Source organism: Frankia umida (assembly GCF_023242945.1).
Taxonomy (GTDB): domain Bacteria; phylum Actinomycetota; class Actinomycetes; order Frankiales; family Frankiaceae; genus Frankia; species Frankia umida.
Map to the genome: position 1 here is coordinate 18,506 of NZ_JALKFT010000029.1, position 20,587 is coordinate 39,092.

General features: G+C 71.0%; 18 protein-coding genes. 15 read left to right on the forward strand and 3 right to left on the reverse strand.

All coding sequences use genetic code 11. The features are described 5' to 3' along the window. The first annotated feature begins 179 nt into the window (after positions 1-179). From MXD59_RS21045 to MXD59_RS21090, 10 genes are all read left to right on the forward strand, one after another. Complete coding sequence (locus tag MXD59_RS21045) at positions 180-1,289, forward strand: DUF2889 domain-containing protein (RefSeq protein WP_248826346.1); 1,110 nt, start codon at positions 180-182, stop codon at positions 1,287-1,289. Between the two features lie 265 nt (positions 1,290-1,554). After that, positions 1,555-2,268, forward strand: a complete 714-nt coding sequence (locus MXD59_RS21050; protein WP_248826347.1) for an RNA polymerase sigma factor — start codon at positions 1,555-1,557, stop codon at positions 2,266-2,268. After that, entirely contained in the window at positions 2,265-3,128 is an 864-nt protein-coding gene (locus MXD59_RS21055) for a Rieske (2Fe-2S) protein (protein WP_248826348.1), read from the forward strand. Before MXD59_RS21050 ends, MXD59_RS21055 begins: the two co-directional genes overlap by 4 nt. Positions 3,129-3,249: 121 nt before the next feature. Next, the gene (locus tag MXD59_RS27055; RefSeq protein ID WP_248826349.1) at positions 3,250-3,768 is read left to right on the forward strand and encodes a cupredoxin domain-containing protein; all 519 of its coding nucleotides are present in this window, start codon (positions 3,250-3,252) and stop codon (positions 3,766-3,768) included. Further along, positions 3,765-4,775 carry a metallophosphoesterase family protein gene (locus MXD59_RS21065; protein ID WP_248826350.1) on the forward strand — a complete coding sequence of 337 codons (1,011 nt, stop codon included), beginning with the start codon at positions 3,765-3,767 and terminating at the stop codon, positions 4,773-4,775. The genes MXD59_RS27055 and MXD59_RS21065 overlap by 4 nt, the downstream gene beginning before the upstream one ends. Positions 4,776-5,007: 232 nt before the next feature. After that, on the forward strand, positions 5,008-5,361 hold the full coding sequence (locus MXD59_RS21070; RefSeq protein WP_248816184.1) for a group I truncated hemoglobin: 354 nt from the start codon (positions 5,008-5,010) through the stop codon (positions 5,359-5,361). 177 nt (positions 5,362-5,538) lie between these two features. Next, positions 5,539-6,411 (forward strand): hypothetical protein, encoded by an 873-nt coding sequence (locus MXD59_RS21075; protein ID WP_248826351.1) that lies wholly within the window; start codon positions 5,539-5,541, stop codon positions 6,409-6,411. Positions 6,412-6,812: 401 nt separating this feature from the next. Beyond that, positions 6,813-7,622: a fumarylacetoacetate hydrolase family protein gene (locus tag MXD59_RS21080; protein ID WP_248826378.1), complete on the forward strand. Its 810-nt coding sequence runs from the start codon at positions 6,813-6,815 to the stop codon at positions 7,620-7,622. Between the two features lie 437 nt (positions 7,623-8,059). Further along, positions 8,060-9,778 carry an HNH endonuclease signature motif containing protein gene (locus tag MXD59_RS21085; protein WP_248826352.1) on the forward strand — a complete coding sequence of 573 codons (1,719 nt, stop codon included), beginning with the start codon at positions 8,060-8,062 and terminating at the stop codon, positions 9,776-9,778. Positions 9,779-10,876: 1,098 nt separating this feature from the next. Next, positions 10,877-11,647: an AfsR/SARP family transcriptional regulator gene (locus tag MXD59_RS21090; RefSeq protein ID WP_248826353.1), complete on the forward strand. Its 771-nt coding sequence runs from the start codon at positions 10,877-10,879 to the stop codon at positions 11,645-11,647. Positions 11,648-11,896: 249 nt separating this feature from the next. On the opposite strand, the gene MXD59_RS21095 is transcribed toward MXD59_RS21090, so the two are convergent. Continuing rightward, positions 11,897-12,142, reverse strand: a complete 246-nt coding sequence (locus MXD59_RS21095) for a hypothetical protein (RefSeq protein WP_248826354.1) — start codon at positions 12,140-12,142, stop codon at positions 11,897-11,899. A 264-nt stretch (positions 12,143-12,406) separates the two neighbouring features. Here MXD59_RS21095 and MXD59_RS21100 point away from each other — a divergent pair, with 264 nt between their 5' ends. Beyond that, positions 12,407-12,820: a helix-turn-helix transcriptional regulator gene (locus MXD59_RS21100; protein WP_248826355.1), complete on the forward strand. Its 414-nt coding sequence runs from the start codon at positions 12,407-12,409 to the stop codon at positions 12,818-12,820. A 356-nt stretch (positions 12,821-13,176) separates the two neighbouring features. Here the strand turns inward: MXD59_RS21100 and MXD59_RS21105 are convergent, their stop codons facing one another. Both MXD59_RS21105 and MXD59_RS21110 read right to left on the reverse strand, forming a co-directional pair. Beyond that, complete coding sequence (locus MXD59_RS21105; RefSeq protein ID WP_248811691.1) at positions 13,177-13,377, reverse strand: hypothetical protein; 201 nt, start codon at positions 13,375-13,377, stop codon at positions 13,177-13,179. 147 nt (positions 13,378-13,524) lie between these two features. Continuing rightward, entirely contained in the window at positions 13,525-14,655 is a 1,131-nt protein-coding gene (locus MXD59_RS21110) for an RNA-guided endonuclease TnpB family protein (protein WP_248826356.1), read from the reverse strand. A 539-nt stretch (positions 14,656-15,194) separates the two neighbouring features. Here MXD59_RS21110 and MXD59_RS21115 point away from each other — a divergent pair. The 4 genes from MXD59_RS21115 (at position 15,195) to MXD59_RS21130 (ending at position 20,585) form a co-directional block, all read left to right on the forward strand. After that, positions 15,195-18,488: a DEAD/DEAH box helicase gene (locus MXD59_RS21115; RefSeq protein ID WP_248826357.1), complete on the forward strand. Its 3,294-nt coding sequence runs from the start codon at positions 15,195-15,197 to the stop codon at positions 18,486-18,488. Next, on the forward strand, positions 18,481-19,494 hold the full coding sequence (locus MXD59_RS21120; RefSeq protein WP_248826358.1) for an SWIM zinc finger family protein: 1,014 nt from the start codon (positions 18,481-18,483) through the stop codon (positions 19,492-19,494). Before MXD59_RS21115 ends, MXD59_RS21120 begins: the two co-directional genes overlap by 8 nt. A gap of 303 nt (positions 19,495-19,797) precedes the next feature. Further along, positions 19,798-20,394, forward strand: a complete 597-nt coding sequence (locus tag MXD59_RS21125) for a CorA family divalent cation transporter (RefSeq protein WP_248826359.1) — start codon at positions 19,798-19,800, stop codon at positions 20,392-20,394. 8 nt (positions 20,395-20,402) lie between these two features. Continuing rightward, positions 20,403-20,585: a CorA family divalent cation transporter gene (locus tag MXD59_RS21130; protein ID WP_248826360.1), complete on the forward strand. Its 183-nt coding sequence runs from the start codon at positions 20,403-20,405 to the stop codon at positions 20,583-20,585. Positions 20,586-20,587: the final 2 nt, after the last annotated feature.

A 20,587-nucleotide genomic window follows, 5' to 3' on the forward strand; every position in this document is an offset into this window, starting at 1 on the left:
CGCGGCAGTTTCAAGCCACAGTGTCATCACAGAGTTCACAGCTGCGTCATAGGTCAGCGACGTAGCGCGAGCACAAGGCAGAGCGCACAGTAACAGTCCCCGGACGAATCCCGCCGATCCCCACGCCGTCCGTGCACGATCATGGCGTGTGCCGCGGGGACGCGGGTAGCGTCAAAAGGGTGCATCCTCGGCACGGCATCCACGATCCGAGCGCCGGCACACCGTCGCGGCGCCCCGGCTCGGTGCGGCGCACCCTCACCGTCGAGACGCGGTATCCGGCCGGCCTGCGCGGCACACTGGCCGTGCACGGTCGAGGTCGGGATCTGGTGACCCACGCCGACGGCACGGTCACCGTCGCCGCCACGGGCTCCCTCGAGATCGAGGTGGACGGTTTCCACAGCCGTACCGTCACGGCCGTGCGCACCACCCCGGCGGTGCCCGCGCTCGCCGGGCTGGTCGGCGCCCGGCTGCGCGGCGGTTTCCGCACCCGGCTGCGCGAGGTCGCGCCTGATCTCGCCGGCTCGCAGCCGATCCTCGCCGCGCTGCTCGACGACGTCCCGATCGCCGTCCTGGTCAGCGGCACCATCCTGCTCCACGTCGCCCGCACGGCCGCCCTCGCCGCCGGGACCGCACCCGCCAAGCCCGCGAGTCCGCCCACGCCCACCGAGGTGGGGCTGCCGCCGGGGGCACCGTCGGCCACGGAGCTGGCGCGCGGCGCGGATCAGTGCGCGGGCTGGCGCCACGGCGCGACCATCATGGTCGAGGTGTCACGCACAGGTCGTCCACCCGCCCCGACCGGACCGCCGGCACCCTCGCTGGGCTCCCCCGACGACCCGCTGGCCTGGCACGTCGGCGCCCTCGATCCGCTGGCCCCGTTCAGCTCCCGCCGCCACCGCCGCATCGATCTGACCCCCACCGAGGCCCCCGCCGAGGCCGGCACCGACGCCGAGCTCACGGTGGACGTCCTGTTCCGGGACAGTTACCAGCCCGAGGACGAGCCGCAGACGATCGTGCACGAGTACGAGGTGCACGGGGCTCTGGACGCACACTCCACCCGGTTCACCCGCCTGGCCGCGACTCCCCGGGTGCTGCCGTGGCTCGAGTGCCCCGAGGCGGTCCCCAGCGCCGCCTGGCTGGTCGGCCAGCCCGCCGGCGACGCCCGCGCCACCGTTCGCCGCGACTTCGTCGGCCCTCCGACCTGCACCCACCTCAACGACACCCTGCGCCACCTGGCCGACCTCCCGGCTCTGGCGAGCCTGTTGCCACCGGCGGGCCAGATCTCCTCCTGAGCCACCGAGCCACGGAACCACCGAGCCGGCGGGTCACGGAGCCGGCGGGCCGTGCGTGGCGGCCGGATTCGGAAGGTGTCGTGTCCGCGACAGAACGCTGCGTGTAACCCGGGGTGCTATTGGCTGGTGTGCGCGAGACATCGAGCGGGACCGCCGACGCCGGTCGTCCGGGACAGCCCGGGTGGTCGGCCCGACGAACCACACGGGACGGTGGCACCAGGTGCAGGGCGGCGCGGGACCTCGGTTCGGACGCAGGCCGTCCGACATGACGCAACCGGTACGTGACCGACGCGTCGACGGTGTCCGGACGCCACCACGGCTGCGCATCGTCGGCCCGACGACCGGTCCCACGCCGCGGGACGGGACCATCTCGGGCCTCGAGCCCGCACCGGACGTGAAGCCGGCGGCGGACGCCTCCTATCCCGGGTGGGAGGACATCTACCGCGACAACGTCGACCGCATCTACCGGCTGATGTTCGCCAGGGTCGGCAACAGGCCCGACGCCGAGGACCTGACGGCCGAGGTCTTCACCACCGCGCTGCGTCCGCTGCGGGTGTCGGCGAGCGTCGGTGAGGTCCGTGCCTATCTCAACGCCGTCGCCCGCACGGCCCTGGCCGCGCACTGGCGGCGCACCCTGGGGGTCGCGGTCACCGTCCTGGACACCGAGCATCTGGACGCGCTGGCCGCCGAGGCCACCCACGACGCGCCGCGGCCCGCCGACCGATCGGACACGACTGTGAGCCCAGCGGTCACTCCCCCGGCGGGACCCGACTTCGTCGGCGGTTCGGTGGCTGCGGCCGAACAGATCCTCGCGGCTCTGTCACCGCGCTACCAGCGGATCCTGCGGCTACGGTTCCTGGAATCCCGAACGATCCGGGAGGCCGCGGCGGAGCTTGGGGTGAGCGTCGCGAACGCGAAGGTCCTGCAGCACCGGGCGCTACGCAAGGCTGCCCAGCTCACCCCGGGAGGACGACCATGACGCGGCGCGCGAAGCACCGTTTCATCGAGGATCTGCTCCACGGCCGCCGTCCGCACCCGTTCGCCGCCACCAGCCAGGACGCCGCCGAGCTGCGCGCGGCCATCGCCCTGCGGGCCGCCGCCCCCGACGCGGCCGCCCCCAGCCCCGACTTCCTCGCCGATCTGCACCGCCGCCTGGCCGCCACCCTGGACTCCACCGCGGACGTCACCGCGGACGTCACCGCGGACGTCACCGCGGACGTCACCGACACGCCGCCCCCCAGCGTCCGACCGCCGGCCGGCCCGCCACCCGTCGGCACCCTTGCCGCCGTTCGGTCTGATGCCGTGCGCCCGGATGCCGGCCAGCTCGGTGACGATGAGCTGGCCTCGCGGCGAGGCGGGACGGGCACACGGCGTCGGTTCGTCGGTGGCGCGTCGATCGCGGCCGCGGCGGCCACTGTCGGCGGCGCGGTGGGCGCGGTCATCCAGCGGACGTTCGCCCCGACCGATGCCGAGCCGCGGCCCAGCGCCGAGACCTCGACGCTGATGCCGGCCACCGCGGTCTGGGCGACGGTCGCCACCACCCAGGACCTGCCCGAGGGGGGCGTGCGCGCCTTCGATCTGGGGACGGTCAGTGGCTTCGTGCGCCGCAGTGCCGGGCAGGTACGCGCCGTTTCCGGTGTCTGCACCCACCAGGGTTGCCAGCTCGCGCTGGACGCCGCGGAAAGCCGCCTGAACTGCCCCTGCCACCGGACGAGTTTCGCCATCAGTGGTGAGGTGCTGCATTCTCAGCTGCGTACTCCACCGCGTACGCTACCGGAATTTCGGGTACGCGAGGTGTCCGGTGTCGTACAGGTGTATGCGCCGCCCCGTCCGGTGTGACGTCCGGCGCATTCATGTCGGCGTCTGGACGTGTAACCCGGCGGCCTATTGACAGGTGCGGAGCCGGCATCGAAGCGGGCTCATGAAGCCAAGGCCCAATACGGGCCGGAACGGTACTGTGGTGAACAACCAGTCTCTCGTCTGGTGGCGGCGGGCGCCGTTTTCCGGGGCCGTTCTCGTGACGGTCGCACTCACTGTTCTCGCCGCCTGCGGATCCTCCGGAAGCGACACGGCCGCTGCCACCCCACCACCCGCCGCCACCGCTGCGGCGGACGGCGGTGCCACTGCCACGGCGACGCCCATGACCGGAATGTCAATGTCGGGTACTCCGATGCCCGGAATGCAGATGCCCGCGGGCAGGACCGGTTCCGCGGCGCCGGCTCCCGTGACCGGGACAACCGTCGACATCAAGAACTTCGCGTTCTCCCCGGCGAACCTGACCGTCCGGGTCGGCACCACCGTCACCTGGACGAACCGGGATTCCGACGCGCACACCGTCGTCAGCTCCAACGGACCGCTGCGTTCACCGACGCTGGACACCGGTGACAGCTACCGGTACACCTTCACGAAGGTGGGCACCTACGCCTACCTGTGCTCGATCCACCCCTTCATGCTCGGCTCGGTGCAGGTGACCGCGTGAGCGCCGACACCGGTAGCACCCACGGCACCGGAAACGACGGCGACGGCGACACCGGCGGCGGTACCGGCGACAGCGGTCAGCGGGGAATGTCCCGGCGGCGGCTCGCACGGCATGCCGCCTGGTTCGGTGCCGCGGTGGCGCTGACGGTGGCCGGGGGCGAGGTGACCCGCCACGTCATCGACGACGATCACACCGATGGCGCCGCCGCGGCCGCCAGTCCGACCGCGGACATCCGGTTCGTGCAGGTCAGCGACAGCCACCTGGGGTTCCGTGGAACCGCCAACCCGGACGTCACCACATCCTTCCAGCGGGCGATCAACCAGGTCAACACACTGCCCTACCGGCCCGACTTCGTCGTGCACACCGGCGACATCAGCCACCTGTCCACCCCGGCGCAGTTCGACCAGGCGAAACAGATGATGTCCGTGCTGCGCACCGGCGCCGTCCACACGGTGCCCGGCGAGCATGACTCCGTCGACGACGGTGGCCGCGGCTACCTGGCCACCTTCGGCTCCGGTACCCGCGGCCAGGGCTGGTACAGCTTCGACCTGCGCGGGGTGCATTTCCTCTCGCTGGTGAACACGTTCACGCTGGAGGCCCTCGGTCATCTCGGCGCCGACCAGATCGAGTTCGTCCGCAAGGATGTCGCCGGCCTGTCCGCCGACACGCCGATCGTCGTGTTCAGCCACATTCCGCTGTTCGCCCTGTACCCGAAATGGGGCTGGGGCACCGACGACGCCGCCGCCGTCCTGAACCAGCTTGGCCGGTTCTCGTCGGTGACCTGTCTGAACGGCCACGTCCACCAGCTCCTCACCAAGCGGGAGGGAAATGTCACCTTTCACAGCGCGACCACGACCGCGTATCCCCTTCCACGCCCCGGCGAAGGTCCCGCGCCCACACCGGTGACCCTTCCACCGGGAAAACTCGCCGGCGCCCTCGGGATTCGCGAGGTCACCTATCAGCCGGCCAACCCGACCCTCACCGTCGCCAACACCCGACTCGCGTAACACGCGCCACCCGAGCCTGGGTTGGCCAGGCCGGTGACAATGGTGGTGGCACCTGCGCGCCACACCGGTGGAAACACCAAGGGAAACGAGCCAGGCGGCCCCCGGGCCGCCGGCCTTCCTTCCCGTACATGTGGACCTCCGGCACCTTACGTGTCCACCAGCGGGCGAGTTGAGTGAAGCAGTGGCCCATCCCCGGTCAGGCCGGGCCTCTACTGCGAAAGCGAGTCCTTCGATGAGCTCCTATGACACGATCGGCGGCGCGAAGGCCGTCGAGGCCGCCGTCGACGACTTCTACGTCCGGATCACGGCTGACCCGCAGCTCGCCCCCTTCTTCGCCGGCAAGGACATCCCCAGCCTCAAGGCCCACCAGCGGGCGTTCATCTCCGCCGCGATCGGCGGCCCCGAGACGTACTCCGGGCGCGTCATCCCCACCGTCCACGCTCCCCTGAAAATCAACAACGCCCAGTTCGACGCGGTGGTGAACCACCTGCTCGCCGCCCTGTCCGGCCTCGGCGTCTCCGCCCCCACCGCCGGCGACATCGGCGCCGCCCTCGCGCCCCTGCGCTCGGAGATCGTCACCGCCTAGTCACCACAACGGCCAGGCGTCGAGACACCGCACCGCACCACACCGCACCGCACCACAGCCGCCCGGGTCGGGCCAGGCCATCACCCGACCCGGGCTCGCGGCTGTCGCCGCCGACCACACTGCTTACGAACCCTTTTGCTGTGCGACAATCTCGCGACATCAGCCTCGGGGGGAACCATGGCAGCGCGTCGATTCGTCGTCACCGGATGGGCGGCCGCCTGCCTCCTGTCGGCCGGGCTGCTCGCCGCCGGTTGCGACGGCACGTCCACCGCGGACGCGGCAGCCGCGGATCGCGACGCGCAGACGTTCGCCTCGTCCACCGCCTCGGCCGGTTCCACCAGCGGCACAGGCAGTGATGCCGAGCAGATCCGCGAGGCCAGCGGTACCCGGTTCGACTGCCCGAGCCCGCAGCGCAACCCCCGCATTCCCACCAACGCCACCTGTGTGAACGTCGCCATCAGCGACCTCGACGGCGACGGCCGCCCTGACCGCCTGCTCGTCTTCGAGCGCACCCCGCCCGGCGGTGGGCGCGCCCTGCTCGCCCGCGCGATCCTCGCCACCGGCCAGGAGTCCGAGGTCGCGCTGGACAGCCAGTTGGACGCCGGGGATTCGCTGCACCCCACGATCCTGCAGACCATCGACCTCAACGGTGAGCCCGGCGACGAGGCACTGGTCGCCGTCGGTTACGGAGCCTCCACCGCCGACGCCGAGATCCTCACCGTCCTCGGCAGCCGGCTGACCGCCGTCCAGGACGGCGCCGGCGCCCGTTTCCCCCTGCTCATCGGCGCCTCCGCCGCGGGCGGCGACGGTTACCGCTGCGTCGCCCGGACCGGTACGACAAAGCCGTCCCTGCTGGTCAACCACGTCGAGGTCGACGGCGCCGCAGGTACCTGGACCGTCACCAGGCTCCTGTACGGCTGGCAGGGCCCCCACCTCGCCGAACTCCAGCAGTCCACCTCCTCCCAGACCGGCCAGCCCACCGAAGCTCAGCTCGACGCGCTCTCCTACGGCGCTCTCACCTGCGCCAAGCCCTACCCCGCCACCTCCTGATCCGCCGCACGCCGACCCGCGCTTCGCATGATCTGCGGTACCGGGGCTGCTCTGCATCAGTCGGGCGACGGCCGCACTGTTCGGTGGTCGCACTGTTCGGTGGTCGCACTGTTCGGTGGTCACGAGCAGCGCTGCGGCATCCTTGGTTAGTCAGACTCGCCTTTCGCCTCGCACCACCATCACCGAGGGCAGGTGACAGGCTCCGGCTGTTCGGAGGGTCGTGGATCATGCGGTTCGTGGGCGTACGAGAGGGGCGACGGGTTCTCATCGGCCTGCTGCTGGTATCCGACGTGGACGGCACCCCGAGTGGCCCCGTGTCCGCAACGTCCGCCGTCACGCTCTCGGCTCCCCCTGCATCACCTGCCTCACCTTCTGGTGCCAGAGTGGCGCTGTTGACCGAGGTGGATGAGTTCTATGCCGACCTCCACGGATGGTCCGACACCGCCCGACAGATCGTGGCCACGCAGGGCCGTTCATCCCAGGGGCAGCGCCCAACAGTCGAGATGCCCGCACCGGCCGGCATGCGCACGCTGGACGGGGTCGACCTCGTGCCGGCCGTGCGGGCGGGGGCACGGGTGCTGGGGATGGGGCTGAACTACCACGATCATGCGGCCGAGACGGGACTTGCGGTACCGAAGTACCCGCCGCTGTTCGCGCGGTGGACGGCGTCGCTGTGCGCGGGCGGGACGCCGGTGCCTGTCCCACCGGGCGAGCGGGGGCTGGACTGGGAGGGTGAGCTCGCGGTTGTGGTGGGGACGGCGCTCACCGACGTGGACGAGGCGACCGCGGCCGCCGCCGTGTTCGGCTACGCGGTGTTCAACGACCTCAGCGCGCGACGAGCACAGGGATCCTCGGCACAGTGGACGCTCGGCAAGAACGCCGACCGCAGCGGACCCATCGGCCCGGTGGTGACCGCCGACGAGGTCGGCGATCCTGCCGCAGGACTGCGACTGGTCACGACCGTCAACGGCGAGACCGTCCAGGACGGCGACACCAGCAACATGATCTTCTCGATTGGACGGATCCTCTCGTTCGTCAGCCGGACCCTCACCTTGCAGCCCGGGGACATCCTGATCACCGGCACGCCCGCCGGTGTCGGCTACACCCGTACACCCCCTCGCTACCTTCACCCGGGCGACACCGTCGAGGTCACCATCGAGCACCTCGGCACGCTCCGCACTCCCATCGTCGACTCCACCCATCGCCCCTGACCACATCGCCGTGCTTCCCGCCACCCCGACGATCGCCAGCAGCCGGGCATGCACCGCGGGCCTGATTCCACAGGCGTGATTCCGCGGGCCTGCCGGCTCGGCCATCGGCGCGGCCCGTCCCCGCTCTGCGGACACAGCCCACAGCGGCTCCACCGCGGCGAGCCCCACCGTCCGCGTCACGCCGAGACGGGCCCGAGGCAAGACATGCCCGGAGGCGGAACATGCCCTGGTCCCGTTGTACGTCGCGCGCCCTGGTCGGAGGTCCCTGGATGCCTCGGTCGCATCAATCCTGGTCACACGAGGCGATCGCCGAACACCGCCAGGAAGGGTGGTCACACGTCTAGCCCTCTCGGGGGGTGCGTTTTCCACAGGGCCATCCTTCCAGGCGATTCGAACAAGGGTTCGACATCCGCCTCGGATTGCGCTATCGTTCGATCATGCTCATTCATCCGAATGACGCCGCCGGCCCTGAACCGCATGGCGGCCCCCCTGACGGCACCATCTCCAACGGACAGGATGATCTCCATCTCGGCGTTCCCATGCCTGCCGATCTGGATTTTGAAGACAGCCCGTGCTCCTCCAATGGAGGTGAATCCTTCCGCCTGGATCACAAGATTCCCGAGGATGCCGAGAAAATCTGGACAGAGAATTCATCCGAGGGATTTCGCAGCTCTCCCCAGGATTCAGCAGGTTCCGTCGATGGGCTGCCCGCGGCCTCCGCGAGCGGCGGGCGCGGCCTGCCGGAGGCGGAAAGGCTGCTGGGGTTGTTGGACGCAGCGGTGAATGCGATGCTGGGGTCCGAGAAATGGCGCTGGTCGTCGGATGACGTCACGGAGGCGCTGTGCGCTCTGCATGAGACGGCCGCACGGCTGGCCGCGGTGCGCAGCCTGGTCCTCCTCGAAGCCGAGGATCGAGGCCTGGCCAAGGACGCAGGTGCGGCCGATCTGTCGTGCTGGCTGGCGGGTCGGATGGTCATGGCGAAGCACGAGGCCGCCCAGCAGGTCGCCCTCGCACAGCAGTTGTTCGCCGGCCCGTATCAGGCGACGGGCGAAGCCCTGACAGACGCACGGATCAGTGAGGCGCACGCCCAGGTCATCCGCGCGGGGATGGAGGCCCTGCCCGCCGAGGTTCCCGAGGAGATCCGGGCTCGGGCGGAGCAGCAGCTGATCGAAGACGCCCAGCAGCTCGACCCGTCCCAGTTGAAGAGAGCCGCGATCCGGCTCCGTGAGCAGCTCACGGAGGTGGATTCGTCCCCCGGTGGGGACGATCCCCATGAGGACAGCCGCACCGGTGAGCACTCCCGGTCCCGCCGCGCCGACAAGAACAGCCCGGACGACAGCGGCGAAGGCGACGGTCAGGATGACAGCGCCGAGGGCGCGTCCGCACGATCCGGGCAGCAGCGGGATCCACATTCCGCCCGGCAGCTGACGTTCGTGGACACACCGGAGGGCACCACGCTGATCCGTGGGGAGCTCGACCCGGAAGGAGCCGGCCTGCTACGCACGGCTCTGGACGCGCTGTCAGCCCCGGCGCCGACGGTCAATGGGCAGCGCGATCCGCGCAGCCCTGCCCGTCGCCGGGCGGATGCGCTGGTCGAGTTCGTCCGCCATGCGCTGTGCGCGGACGTCGGCCCGTCCGCCGGGGGCACCCGGCCGCATTTGAGTGTCGTCATCGGCTGGGAGACACTCCTCGGTGACGCAAACGATCCGGGAATGACCAACTGGGATCTCCCTCTGCCCCTGGAGGTCATCCGTCGCATCGCCTGCGATGCTCAGGTCAGTCGCATTGTTCTCGGCCCTGAAGGCGTCCCGTTGGACGTCGGCCGAGCTGAACGAGTCGTTCCCGCGCACATCCGCCGGGTGCTGGTTTCCCGGGATAACTGCTGCGCATTCCCGTACTGCAATCGGCCGCCATCCTGGTGCGACGCGCACCATGTGCGCCATTGGACGGATGGTGGGCCGACGAGCCTGGATAATCTGGTGCTTCTCTGCGGCCAGCATCATAGCCAGGTGCATCGCGAGCACTGGCAGATCGTCATGGGCGAGGATCGTCGCCCCTCCTTCATTCCGCCCGCTTTCATTGATTCTCAACGTCGCCCGCGTCGCAATCCGTATTCGCAGCCGCTGCCGGATATTTTCAGCTCCGTGATGGGCTAGCCCGCCCCCGGGCAACGCCCGAAGACAACCGGCCTGACCTGCCAGGCAGAGCACACCAACCAAGTCAACAACCATGTGGCGGGACCGGAGAGATACACCCCTCTGGCCCGGCATCCGTACAGAGCTGCCGCGTGGCGACGTGCTGCGACCAGCTGGGTCGCGGCGCCCGTCCCTGCGCCTCTCGTCCGCAAGGACAACGCAGGCGGCCTGGCTCAGGACACCAGCGTCGTACCCCGTCCACCGGCCGTGACCGTGGCAGAGATGAACCTGGTGGCGGCAAGCGCCAGTGATACAGGCACCACTCACACCGGTAACAGAACTGAACACCGCAGAGCCCCGCCCGCTCGGGCAGACGGACGGGCAGACGGGCAGACGGGCAGACATCATGCGCACCAGTAACGGAGATGAGCTCGACCCGGATGAGGCCCGAGCCGCGTTTCCGAGACCCCGCTTCGCCTATGCGCACCCGGCGGCGGACGATCCGGGGAGGGCAGGACCCCGCCGCGCCTGCTCACGATCACCCACCCGACCATCATCGACCCTGCCCTGCCCTGCCGTCACCGCCACCACCACGATCTTCTTTCCTTACCCCACACTGGTCACAGGAAAGTACAAATCACCCGTCTCATCTCATCCTGGCGGATAGGGCGGAACCTGCACAGCACGGTGAGCACGGTCGAGCAACATCTCACTCGAATTTACCGGAAACTCGCCGTCGGCGGCCGCATGGCGCCGCAGGAGGCCCTCTCGGAGATTTCCACAGACGGACTCCCCTGAACTTCCGGTCGACGATCCCCTGCACGACATATATCACATGACTCGACCTCCATCGACCTCCCTACTGTTCCCGCAACATTTCTGCAACATTGTCGACAGGACCGACACAGGGGTCCACTAGGGGTCACACAGGGGTACCCTCGAGAGAATTTCTGCATAATCATTGGAAGTGTGCGCCAATGCCCGGCCTGGACCAGCTCCCACACATCACGGCCGGTTGGGCCGACTTTCCCCCGCAGCCCGACCCCAGGACCTCCGGATTCCGCTGTCCCGGCCCCTCGGCATCCGGCACAACGGGATACCCGAAACGATGGGACAGCAATGAGATACGAGATTCTCGGGCCTCTTCGGCTGGCCACGGAGAATGACTACTCCTTTGTCAGGGCCCCCAAGACCGAAACCCTGCTCGCCACCCTGCTGGTCCGCCCGAACGAGGTCGTCTCCGCACATCAGCTCATCGACGAGGTCTGGGGGGCCAGCGCTCCCCGCAGTGCGAGCGCCGGCATCCACGTGATGGTGTCGAACCTGCGCAAACTGCTCCGGTCCGAGCGGCGTGGCAGTCCGATCGTGACCAGAGCACCGGGCTATCTGCTCGAACTGGGCGCGGACACCCTCGACGCTCACGAGTTCCTCGCGCTGGCCAGCCGGGGACACGTTCACGTCCGCCGCGGCCAGTACGCCGAGGCCGTGACCTGCTTCGGCAGCGCGCTTGCCCTGTGGCGGGGTCCGGTGCTCGGCCACCCGCCGGCGAGCCCGATGGTCGCCTGGTACGGCACCTGGCTGGCCGAGCAGCGGTTGAACTGCGTCGAGACCGGTCTGGAGTCCGAGCTCCTGCTCGGTCGCCACCGCCAGGTCATAGCCCGGCTGTACCCCCTCGTGGCGGAGTATCCGCTGCACGAACCCTTCTACCGTCACCTCATGGTCGCCCTGTACCGCTCGGAGCGGGTCGCGGACGCCCTCGACGTCTACCGGCTCGCCCGGCTCCGGCTACGCGATGAACTGGGCCTGGAGCCATGCCGCGCGCTGCAGGACGTTCATCGCGCGATCCTGGCCGGCGACCACCACGTGGACATGGCTCCGGTTCCCGGCTGAGCCGGCCCGGCCTCCCCAAGTCAGCCTTGCTGAGCGGGCTCGGTGTCCGGCCGCACGGAGGTGTTTCCCGGCGGAGCCGATCTCTCAGATCTCGTCCGGTATCTCGTCCGGGCTGGTGGGACGTTTCCCGTCCGGCTGGTGGTGGGGCGGAGCACCGGCCCGGCCCGGGTCCGGTCGACGAGGCCAGGGCCGACCGGACCCGGTGATGGCGTACCGAAGCGCTGGACGTCCGGGGACGGCGTCGCACGCTCAGCCGCTGCCCTCCAGGGCCGCCGCCTGCGCACCCACGATGTCCACCTTCTCGCCGCGGCCGTCCTCACGGAGCAGCAGGACAGCGACCAGCACCCCGACGACCATCGTCACCGCGGTGGCGATGAAGCCGATCCGAAAACCCTCGGTGAGCGCGGTCGCCGCCGTGTCGCCGGCACGGGACCTGCTGGCCGTGTGATCCTCGGCTAGGGTGGCGAGGATGGCGCAACCGAACGCGTCGCCCACCTGCGGCTGCTCGCCCGTGACGGCAGCGCCACCGGGGGCACGGGCTGCGCGCGGGGCTCGCCCGCGTACCACCGCCGCGCACTCCCTCGGAGGGGTCCGGAACGCTGCTGCTGGATACCGCCGGTCAGCTGGAGGCATCCACCGCCGAGGCGGACCGCTGGCTGCGGCGCATCGGTGCGGCCGAACCCTCCGAGCTGCCCGTTCCGATCGCCATGGTGGGGCTGCAGGCGCAGGCCAACGCCACCGCGGTCGGCCCGGCTACGGATGCCGCTGCCGGAGGGTGGCTGGCTGCTGATCCAGGGCGGGGTGCTCGCCGGGGCGGGCACCGGTGGTGGGCCGCGCGCCGTGCCGGACGCGCCGCGGACCGCCGTGGTACTCCAGCCCGCGAGCCGGGCCGATCTGCTGCCGGTGCTGCTGGCCCTCTACGGCCTCACCGCCCGGGAACGTCAGATGGCCGAACTGCTCATCTCCGGGCATGGCACCGACCGGATCGTGCGGACCCTGGGCATCTCCCAGCACACGGTGCGCGATCACACCAAGGCCATCTTCGCCACGGTGAACGTGGTGTCCTGGGCCGAGCTGACGGCCGTGCTCAGTGCCGAGGTCTCCGGCCCGGTTCAGGTGGGCCCGGATCACGCGATGGGCCCCTGTCCCGCGAGCGTTGGTATCGCCGGTTGACGAGCCACCGGCCAGCCCAGGACGACACCGCGGGCCCAGAGCGACACGAGGGTACGGGGGCCGGCCTCCGTCCGTAGCGGTGGACGGGCCCTCAGCGGTTCGCGGATGGGCGAGGGGGAGCTCAGACCGCAGCGAGGCGACGTACGCCGGTCTCGACGACCGGTGTGGACGTGCTGGTGACGAGCGCGGCGAGGGCGCTGTCGCGGTCGATGGCGCGCACCACCGACTCCCCGGAAGGGCGGTGCCCACGGCGAGAACACGCACCCGCGCGACGTCCGTCACCGGTGACCTCCAGCCGTTGAGCTGTGTCCGGAACGGTCGTCATCGTCGGACAGGCGCCTACTTCGCGCCCAAGCTCAGCCGGCGCTCTGGGCGAACAGCGCGGCCAGCCTGGCGGCTCCCTGCTGGCGCAGCCAGGCGTCGAAGGTCAGCAGCCGCGGATGCAGGGCGCGGGTCGCCGCGATGTCGGCCTGGTAGCCGCCCCGGCCGTTGACGAAGCTCACGGCGTCGGCGTAGGACGCGTTGTGCGCCCGGACGGCGTCGAGGGGAACCCGCACGTGCTCGATGTGACGTCCCGATGCGCGGCTGAGGGCCCGCGCCGTGTCCGCGGGACGCAGTTCTTGACATCCTCCCCGGCCTGAAGACCGGGGATTCCTACCCTCGCGGGCAGGTTTTCCTGTTTCACTGACAGACGCCTCCCCACTCTAGGAGCGGGGTGGTCTCACTCCGTCTCCGCAGGCGATCACGGCGAGCCCCGCCGCGAGAACATTCCGTGCCGCGTTCACATCCCGATCGTGGACCGCACCACAAGCGCAGACCCATTCCCGGATGTTCAACGGCAGCTTCTCGACCAGCGTCCCGCAGGACGAGCAGGTCTTCGAGCTGGGATACCAGCGGTCCACCGCGACCACGTCGCGTCCGTACCAGCCGGCCTTGTATTCCAGCATGGTCCGCAGATCCCGCCAGCCCGCCTCCGAAATCGCACGGGCAAGACTGTGGTTGCGGACCATGTTCCGTACGGTGAGATCCTCGACGACGATCGTCTGGTTTTCGCGAACGAGTCGAGTCGACAGTTTGTGGAGGTGATCCCGCCGCCGGTCGGCGATCCGACCGTGGATCCTCGCGACCTTCAGCCGGGCCTTCGCCCGGTTCGCGGAGCCCTTCTTCTTCCGGGACAGCTCCCGCTGCGCCCGGACCAGCCGGACCCGGTCGGTCCGGGCGTGCCGCGGGTTGGCAATCTTCTCCCCGGTGGACAGCGTGACCAGCGACGTGATGCCCACGTCCACCCCGACCTGCCCGTCCGCCGCCGGCAGCGCCTCGGTCGGGCAGTCCACCAGGATCGACACGTGATACTGGCCCCGGCTGTTGCGGGACACCGTCACCCGCGACGGCACCGCGCCGTCCGGGAACGGACGGGACCAGACGATCCGCAGCGGCGCGGCCTGCTTCGCCAGCCTCAGCCGCCCGTCCCGGAACGTGAAGCAGTTCCGGAAGTAGGTCGCCGCATCGTTCGTCTTCCCCTTCCGCTTGAACGTCGGATGGCCGGCCCGTTTTCCCCAAAAGTTCACGTAGGCGGTTTGGAGATTCCGTAGCGCGGCCTGCAGCGGGCCTTTCGACGGCTCGGCCAACCACAGAGTGTCCGGGTCCCGTTTCCACCCGGTGAGCATCAGATCGGTTTCCGCATGGCCGATCCGCCGCTGTTCCTGGGACCACACCCGGTGCCGTTCGGCAAGCGCCCGGTTGTACACGTAGCGGACACAGCCGAACGTTTTCGCGAGGTTCTCCCTCTGGCCGGGAGTCGGGTAGAAACGGTAGCGGTACGCCCGCTTCACCACCCGACTTCCCACACCCGACAGAACACACGATTCCCCGGTCATTCTCGCAGCCGAGTTGACGCGCAGGCCCCGCACTGAAGAACGGGGCCCGCGCGCTACGTTTCCCGGTCACCAGGATGATCTCGCCCGCCGTACCAGCCACGTGCCCTCGCCTCTTTTCACCCGGTCCGCTTTTCACCCGGTCCGCCCGGTCCGCCCGCCCGGACATTAGGTACACGAATAATTACCTGAAGAAGTCTCGGGGCAGGCTACGCGGCCGGCCGGCGGAACCTGACTCCTCCGTTCGCATGTCGCGTGGTCCCGCCCGGCCGCGCCGGTGCCGTCCCGGCGGCGTCATCCCGGCGGCGTCATCCCGGCGGGAGCGTCGCCGCCAGCCCGGTCGAGCTGGCTCGTCGCGACGCTGAGGGCTGTGGACACGCGGGTGGGGGCGGTGGGATGCGCGGGTAGGGTGGGTCTCGGAGGTAGGGACGCGGATGCTCGTGCTCCATGCGTTGTCCGGGCCGGGCGGTCCTTGCCTGTGGGCCGAGGATGCCGATCGCGTGCCGCCGGACGACCCGCTCCCGTTCCCGTCCGGGGCCCCGCGGCGCCGCCGCGGTGTGGGCGGTAGCGGCGAGCGGGACCATCCCTTCGCGGCATCCCTGGCCGCGCTTGTGCGCCTGACGGCGCCCTACCACCGGTCCTCGGCACCGGTCGACGTCCGTGCGAACGTCACGCTTCCGAGTCACTCCGGCGGCCCGCTGCCGTCTCCTCTGCTGTCCGGCCTGCGCGCTGACACCGATTCCAGCGCTGACACCGACCCCACCGCTGACACCGACCCCACCGCTGCCAGCGGTGGCAGTCACAGCGGCGCGGCTGGTGGTGACAGTGCGGTCGGGGTCGCCATGCGGCCCTCGCTGGACCGATGGCGGGTGGCGGTCGTCCGCGCCGATCTGGCGGCCGAACCGCGCGTCATGCGCGAGGGTGGTGCCGGCTGGGTAGCGGGGGCGTCGCTACGGTTCCTCGCCGAGATCTGCGCGTTCGCCGGCGAACTGCTCGACCGCGGTCGGGTCCTGCCCGACGTGGTGCTGACGGTGGACGGGCCCGACGCGCGGTGGGCACCGGTACTCGCCGGCCCCGATCTGCGCCACTTCGCCGATCTGCGCGATGCGATGCCACCCGCCTTCCGCTGCGCGGCGCCGCCGCTGCCGGCGTCAGGGCCGCATGACGTGATGTCGCCGGATGACGCGCTGCGCCAGGCGCTGGCCGCGGCCGTCGACGCGCAGGCCCGCCGGCGCCTCGACGTCGCAGCCCCCGCCGACCGCGCCGCGAGCGAGAGCAGCGCGATCGGAGGTGGCGGGATCGAGGTGAACGAGGTCAGCCGGCGCTGGGTGGCGGCGCTGGGGGGCGAGGCACGGTTCGGTGGGCCGGCGGACGAGGTGCGCGGGCTCGCCGCTCGGGTCGCGGCGTGGCGGGCGCGGGCCGCGGTGTCGTCGGCGGTCGTCACCTGCTTTCGGCTGCATGAGCCGGCGGACGCGGCGGACCCCGAGGCGCGGTGGCGAGTCGAGTTCCTGCTGCGGCCGGCGTCCGAGCCGAGCCTGCTGGTCGGTGCCGACCGGGTCTGGGACGGCCACGCCGACCGGCTCGCCAGCTGGCCCGCTCATCCCCAGGACACGCTGCTGGCCGCCCTGGGACGCGCCGCCGTCGTCTGGGCGCCGCTGCGGCGCGCGCTGCTCGAGGCGAGACCCGCCGTCGTGCACCTCGACGTCGCCGAGGCCTTCGCGTTCCTGCGGGCCGCGGACGATCTGGAGCGGGCCGGTTTCGAGGTGCTCGTGCCCACCCACTGGCGACAGCCGGCCCGGGTGGGGCTCACGCTGAGCCTGCGGGCGGTGAACCCGGTGGTGGCGAGCGTGCGGGACGCGGCGATGAGCCTGGAGGAGATGGTCGACTTCCGCTGGGAGGTGTCCCTGGGCGACCAGCGCCTCAGCCGCGCCGAACTGGCCGAACTGGCCGCGGCGAAGGTGCCGTTGGTGCGGGTCCGCGGCCGGTGGACCCGCCTCGACCCGGCCCTGCTCGCCGCCGGACTCGACCGCACCCGCCGCGTGTCCGCCGCGGGAGCCCCGTCCGCTGTGGGAACTCCGTCCGCTGTGGGAGCCCCGTCCGCGGCCATGATGACGGCCCGCGAGGCCCTGCGCCACGCCGGGCTGGACGGTCATGGTGCGGGCTGGGGCGAGCTGGAGGTCGACGTCCAGGCCGACGGCTGGCTGGGCGCGTTGTTGGACGGATCGCTGGGCGCGGGTGGTACCGGTGGCACGGCGGGCGGCGCGGCGGACGACGTGCTGGAGTTCGTGGGGGTGCCGGCGGGGCTGGCGGTGACGTTGCGGCCCTACCAGCGCCGCGGGCTCGCGTGGCTGGTGTTCCTGGACCGGCTCGGTGTGGGGGCGCTGCTCGCCGACGACATGGGGCTTGGCAAGACCGTCCAGGTGCTGGCCCTCGAACTGCACACCCGCCAGGGCGACCTGGCGCGACGCGGCACGACACCCGGCGGTGGCGACGTACCTCGGCCGGTCGGGACGCGGGCGCCCACGCTGGTGGTGTGTCCGACGTCCGTGGTGGGGCACTGGGCGGGTGAGGCGGCGCGGGCGGCGCCGGGACTGCGGGTGCTCGTCCATCATGGCGGCGAGCGGGCACGGGGGGGCGAGTTCGCGCGGGTGGCGGCGGCGCACGACCTGGTGATCAGCAGCTACGCGGTGGTGCGGCGGGACGCGGCGGAGCTGGCCGCGATCGGCTGGGACAGGATCGTGCTGGACGAGGCGCAGCAGATCAAGAACAGTGGCACCCAGGTCGCGCAGGTGGTGCGGCGGCTGCCCGCCCGCCACCGGGTCGCGCTCACCGGCACGCCGGTGGAGAACCGGCTCGCCGACCTGTGGTCGATCATGGATGTGCTCAATCCCGGTCTGCTCGGCAGCGCCTCGCGGTTTCGGGCGCGCTACGCCGTCCCGATCGAACGTTACGACGACACCGACGCGGCGCGGCGGCTGCGGGCCCGGGTCCGTCCGGTGTTGTTGCGGCGGTTGAAATCGAACCCGGCGGTCCTCGCCGAGCTGCCCGAACGCACGGAGCTGCGGGAGCTGTGCACGCTCACGCCCGAGCAGGTCTCGCTCTACCGCGCGGTGCTCGACGACCTGCTCGACCAGCTCGCCGACACCTCGCCGAACCGGCGCAAGGGTGTGGTGCTCACCGCGATGACCCGGCTGAAGCAGGTGTGCAACCATCCGGCGCACCTGTTGGACGACGCCTCCGCGCTGGCGGGACGCTCCGGCAAGCTCACCCGGGTCGAGGAGGTCCTCGACCAGATCGTCGCCGCCGGCGAACGCGCGCTGTGCTTCACCCAGTACGCCCGGTTCGGCGCCATGCTCACGCCGTACCTCGCCGAACGCCATGGTGTGGACGTCACGTTCCTGCATGGCGGGACGCCACGGCACGACCGCGACGCGATGGTCGAACGGTTCCAGCGGGGCCGCGGCCCGGGCATCTTCCTGTTGTCGCTGCGCGCCGGCGGGACGGGCCTGACACTGACGGCGGCCAACCACGTCCTGCATCTGGACCGGTGGTGGAATCCGGCCACCGAGGCGCAGGCCACCGACCGCGCCCACCGGATCGGCCAGCGCCGAACCGTGCAGGTGCGCACGTTCGTCTGCATGGGCACGCTCGAGGAACGCCTCGACCGGATGCTCGCGGACAAGACCGCTCTGGCCCGGACGATGATCGGCAACGGCGAGTCGTGGCTGGCGACCCTGTCCGCCGCGGACCTGCGCGACCTGTGCGTCCTCGCCCCCGAGGCCCTCGATGTCTGAGCCGGCCGCCGCCACCCGATCGACCCGGTCCAGCTGGTCGCGGCGGCTGCTCGCCCTGGTCGAGGACCTCGGCATGACCGCCGCGCTGCGCGACGGGCGCCGCCTGGACCGCACCGGTGCCGTCCTCGATCTACGCCGCACGGGCAACCTGGTCGTCGCCCGCGTCCGCCACCTCGACGGGGACGTCCCCGCGACCCGAGCCGACCCGGAGATCCACAAGGCGCGGCTCGCCGTCCGTACGTTCACCGGCGGCCAGTGGGCTCGGATCGAGCGCGCGCTGGCCAGCCGGGCCAGCTACGCGGCGTCGCTGCTCGTGGGCACCGTGCCGCCGGACATCGACCGGCTGTTCACCGCGCTGGGTCTGTCCCCACTGCCGACCGGCGCGGACGACCTGGCCATGGACTGCACCTGCACCGACTGGCAGCGCCCCTGCGCCCACCTGGCCGCCGCCTGCCACGCCCTCGCCCGCCACCTCGACCATGATCCGTTCGAGCTGCTCGCGCTGCGCGGCAGGGAACGCGACGTCCTGCTCGACAGCCTGCGCACCTACCGCGGTGTGCCCGTCCCCGTTCCCGTGTCCGTCGCTGGTCTCGCAGCCGTCCCCGTCCGCGCGGCCGGGTCGGACCCCGCGCGGGTGGCGGACGGCGGCCCGGTGCCAGGTGGGGGGAGGGACGCCACCGCGCTGCCCCGCGATGTGGCGACGTTCTGGGCGGACTCGGCCAGCGCGCCGCCGCACCCGCGCTCCGATCGGGTCACGGACACGCCGCCCGCGTCGAGCCAGGTCGACCACACCAGCGTGCTCGACCGGTGCGGACCGCTGCGCACCAGCGGGCCCGACACCGCCGGTTCGGACACCGCCGGTTCGGACACCGCCGGTTCGGATCGCACTGGTCCAGATGGCGCCGCTCTCGCGGATGGGGTCGGTGCGGATCTGCGGCCGCTGCTTCGGCCGGCCTACCTGGCCTTTGACCGCCGCCGGCGAATCCCGGGAGATGCCGAGGCCTGACGTCCCGCGCGAGCACGGTCTCTCGGACGGGGTTCTCGGACGCGGTCTCCTGGGCATGGTCACAGCCGCGGGCGAGTTGCGGGGCGACAGCCGGGTAATGCGGTCCACAGGCATAGTCGGACAACACCCCCAGCGGGTGACACGGCTGGCGGGTCGAATGCCGCGGACGGGTCGCACCGGCGGCGCGGCAGGTCGCACGGACCGGTCGCACGGACCGGTCGGGCGGGGCGCGCGGACCGGTCGGGGCGTGGGCGGGGTCGAGGGATCGAGGCGAGGGCAACGATGGTCGTGACGGTGACGCCGGTGCGGACGGGGACACGGGCTTGGCGAGCCGGAATCCTGGTCGAGGAGAACTTTTCGCTCACCGAGCTGCATCGCTACCGCGAGCAGGACGACGTCGTCGTCTGGGTGGATCTGTGCGCGCCGGGACCGGACGAGGTGCGCCTGGTCGCGCACGAACTGCGGCTGGACGCGCACGCCGTCGAGGACGCGCTGGCCGCGGGTGAACGGCCGAAGTTCGACCGGTATCCGTCCCACCTGTTCCTCAACACCTACGCGGTGCGTGTCGACGCGTCCACCGGGGAGCTCACCAGCCACGAGATCTCGGCCTTCATCGCCGGGCGAACCCTGGTCACCGTCCGCCCGGACGAGGGTTTCGACATGGATGCCGTCACCCGGCGCTGGGACGGGCGGATGCTGGCCGCGCACGGTGTCGGCCACCTCGTCCACGGGTTGGTGGACGAGGTGGCCGACGGGTATCTCGCGGCCGCGCAGGTCCTCGACGACGCCAGCGAGGACCTCGAGGACATGCTGTTCGACGAGCGGACACCGGAGCAGGCCGTCCACCGGCGCAGCTTCGAGCTGCGCAAGAGCCTGGTGCTGCCCAGAGCAACCAGATGAACCTGGTCATGAAGAAGCTCACCGGCTGGGCGGCGGTGATCGCCGTACCGACGCTGGTCACCGGCTTCTTCGGGCAGAACGTGCCCTTCCCCGGCAACGGCGAGGACTGGGGTTTCGCCGTGGACCTGGCCCTGCTCCTGATCTCCATGACGATCCTGTTCGTGCTCTTCCGCCGACGCGGCTGGCTGTGAAC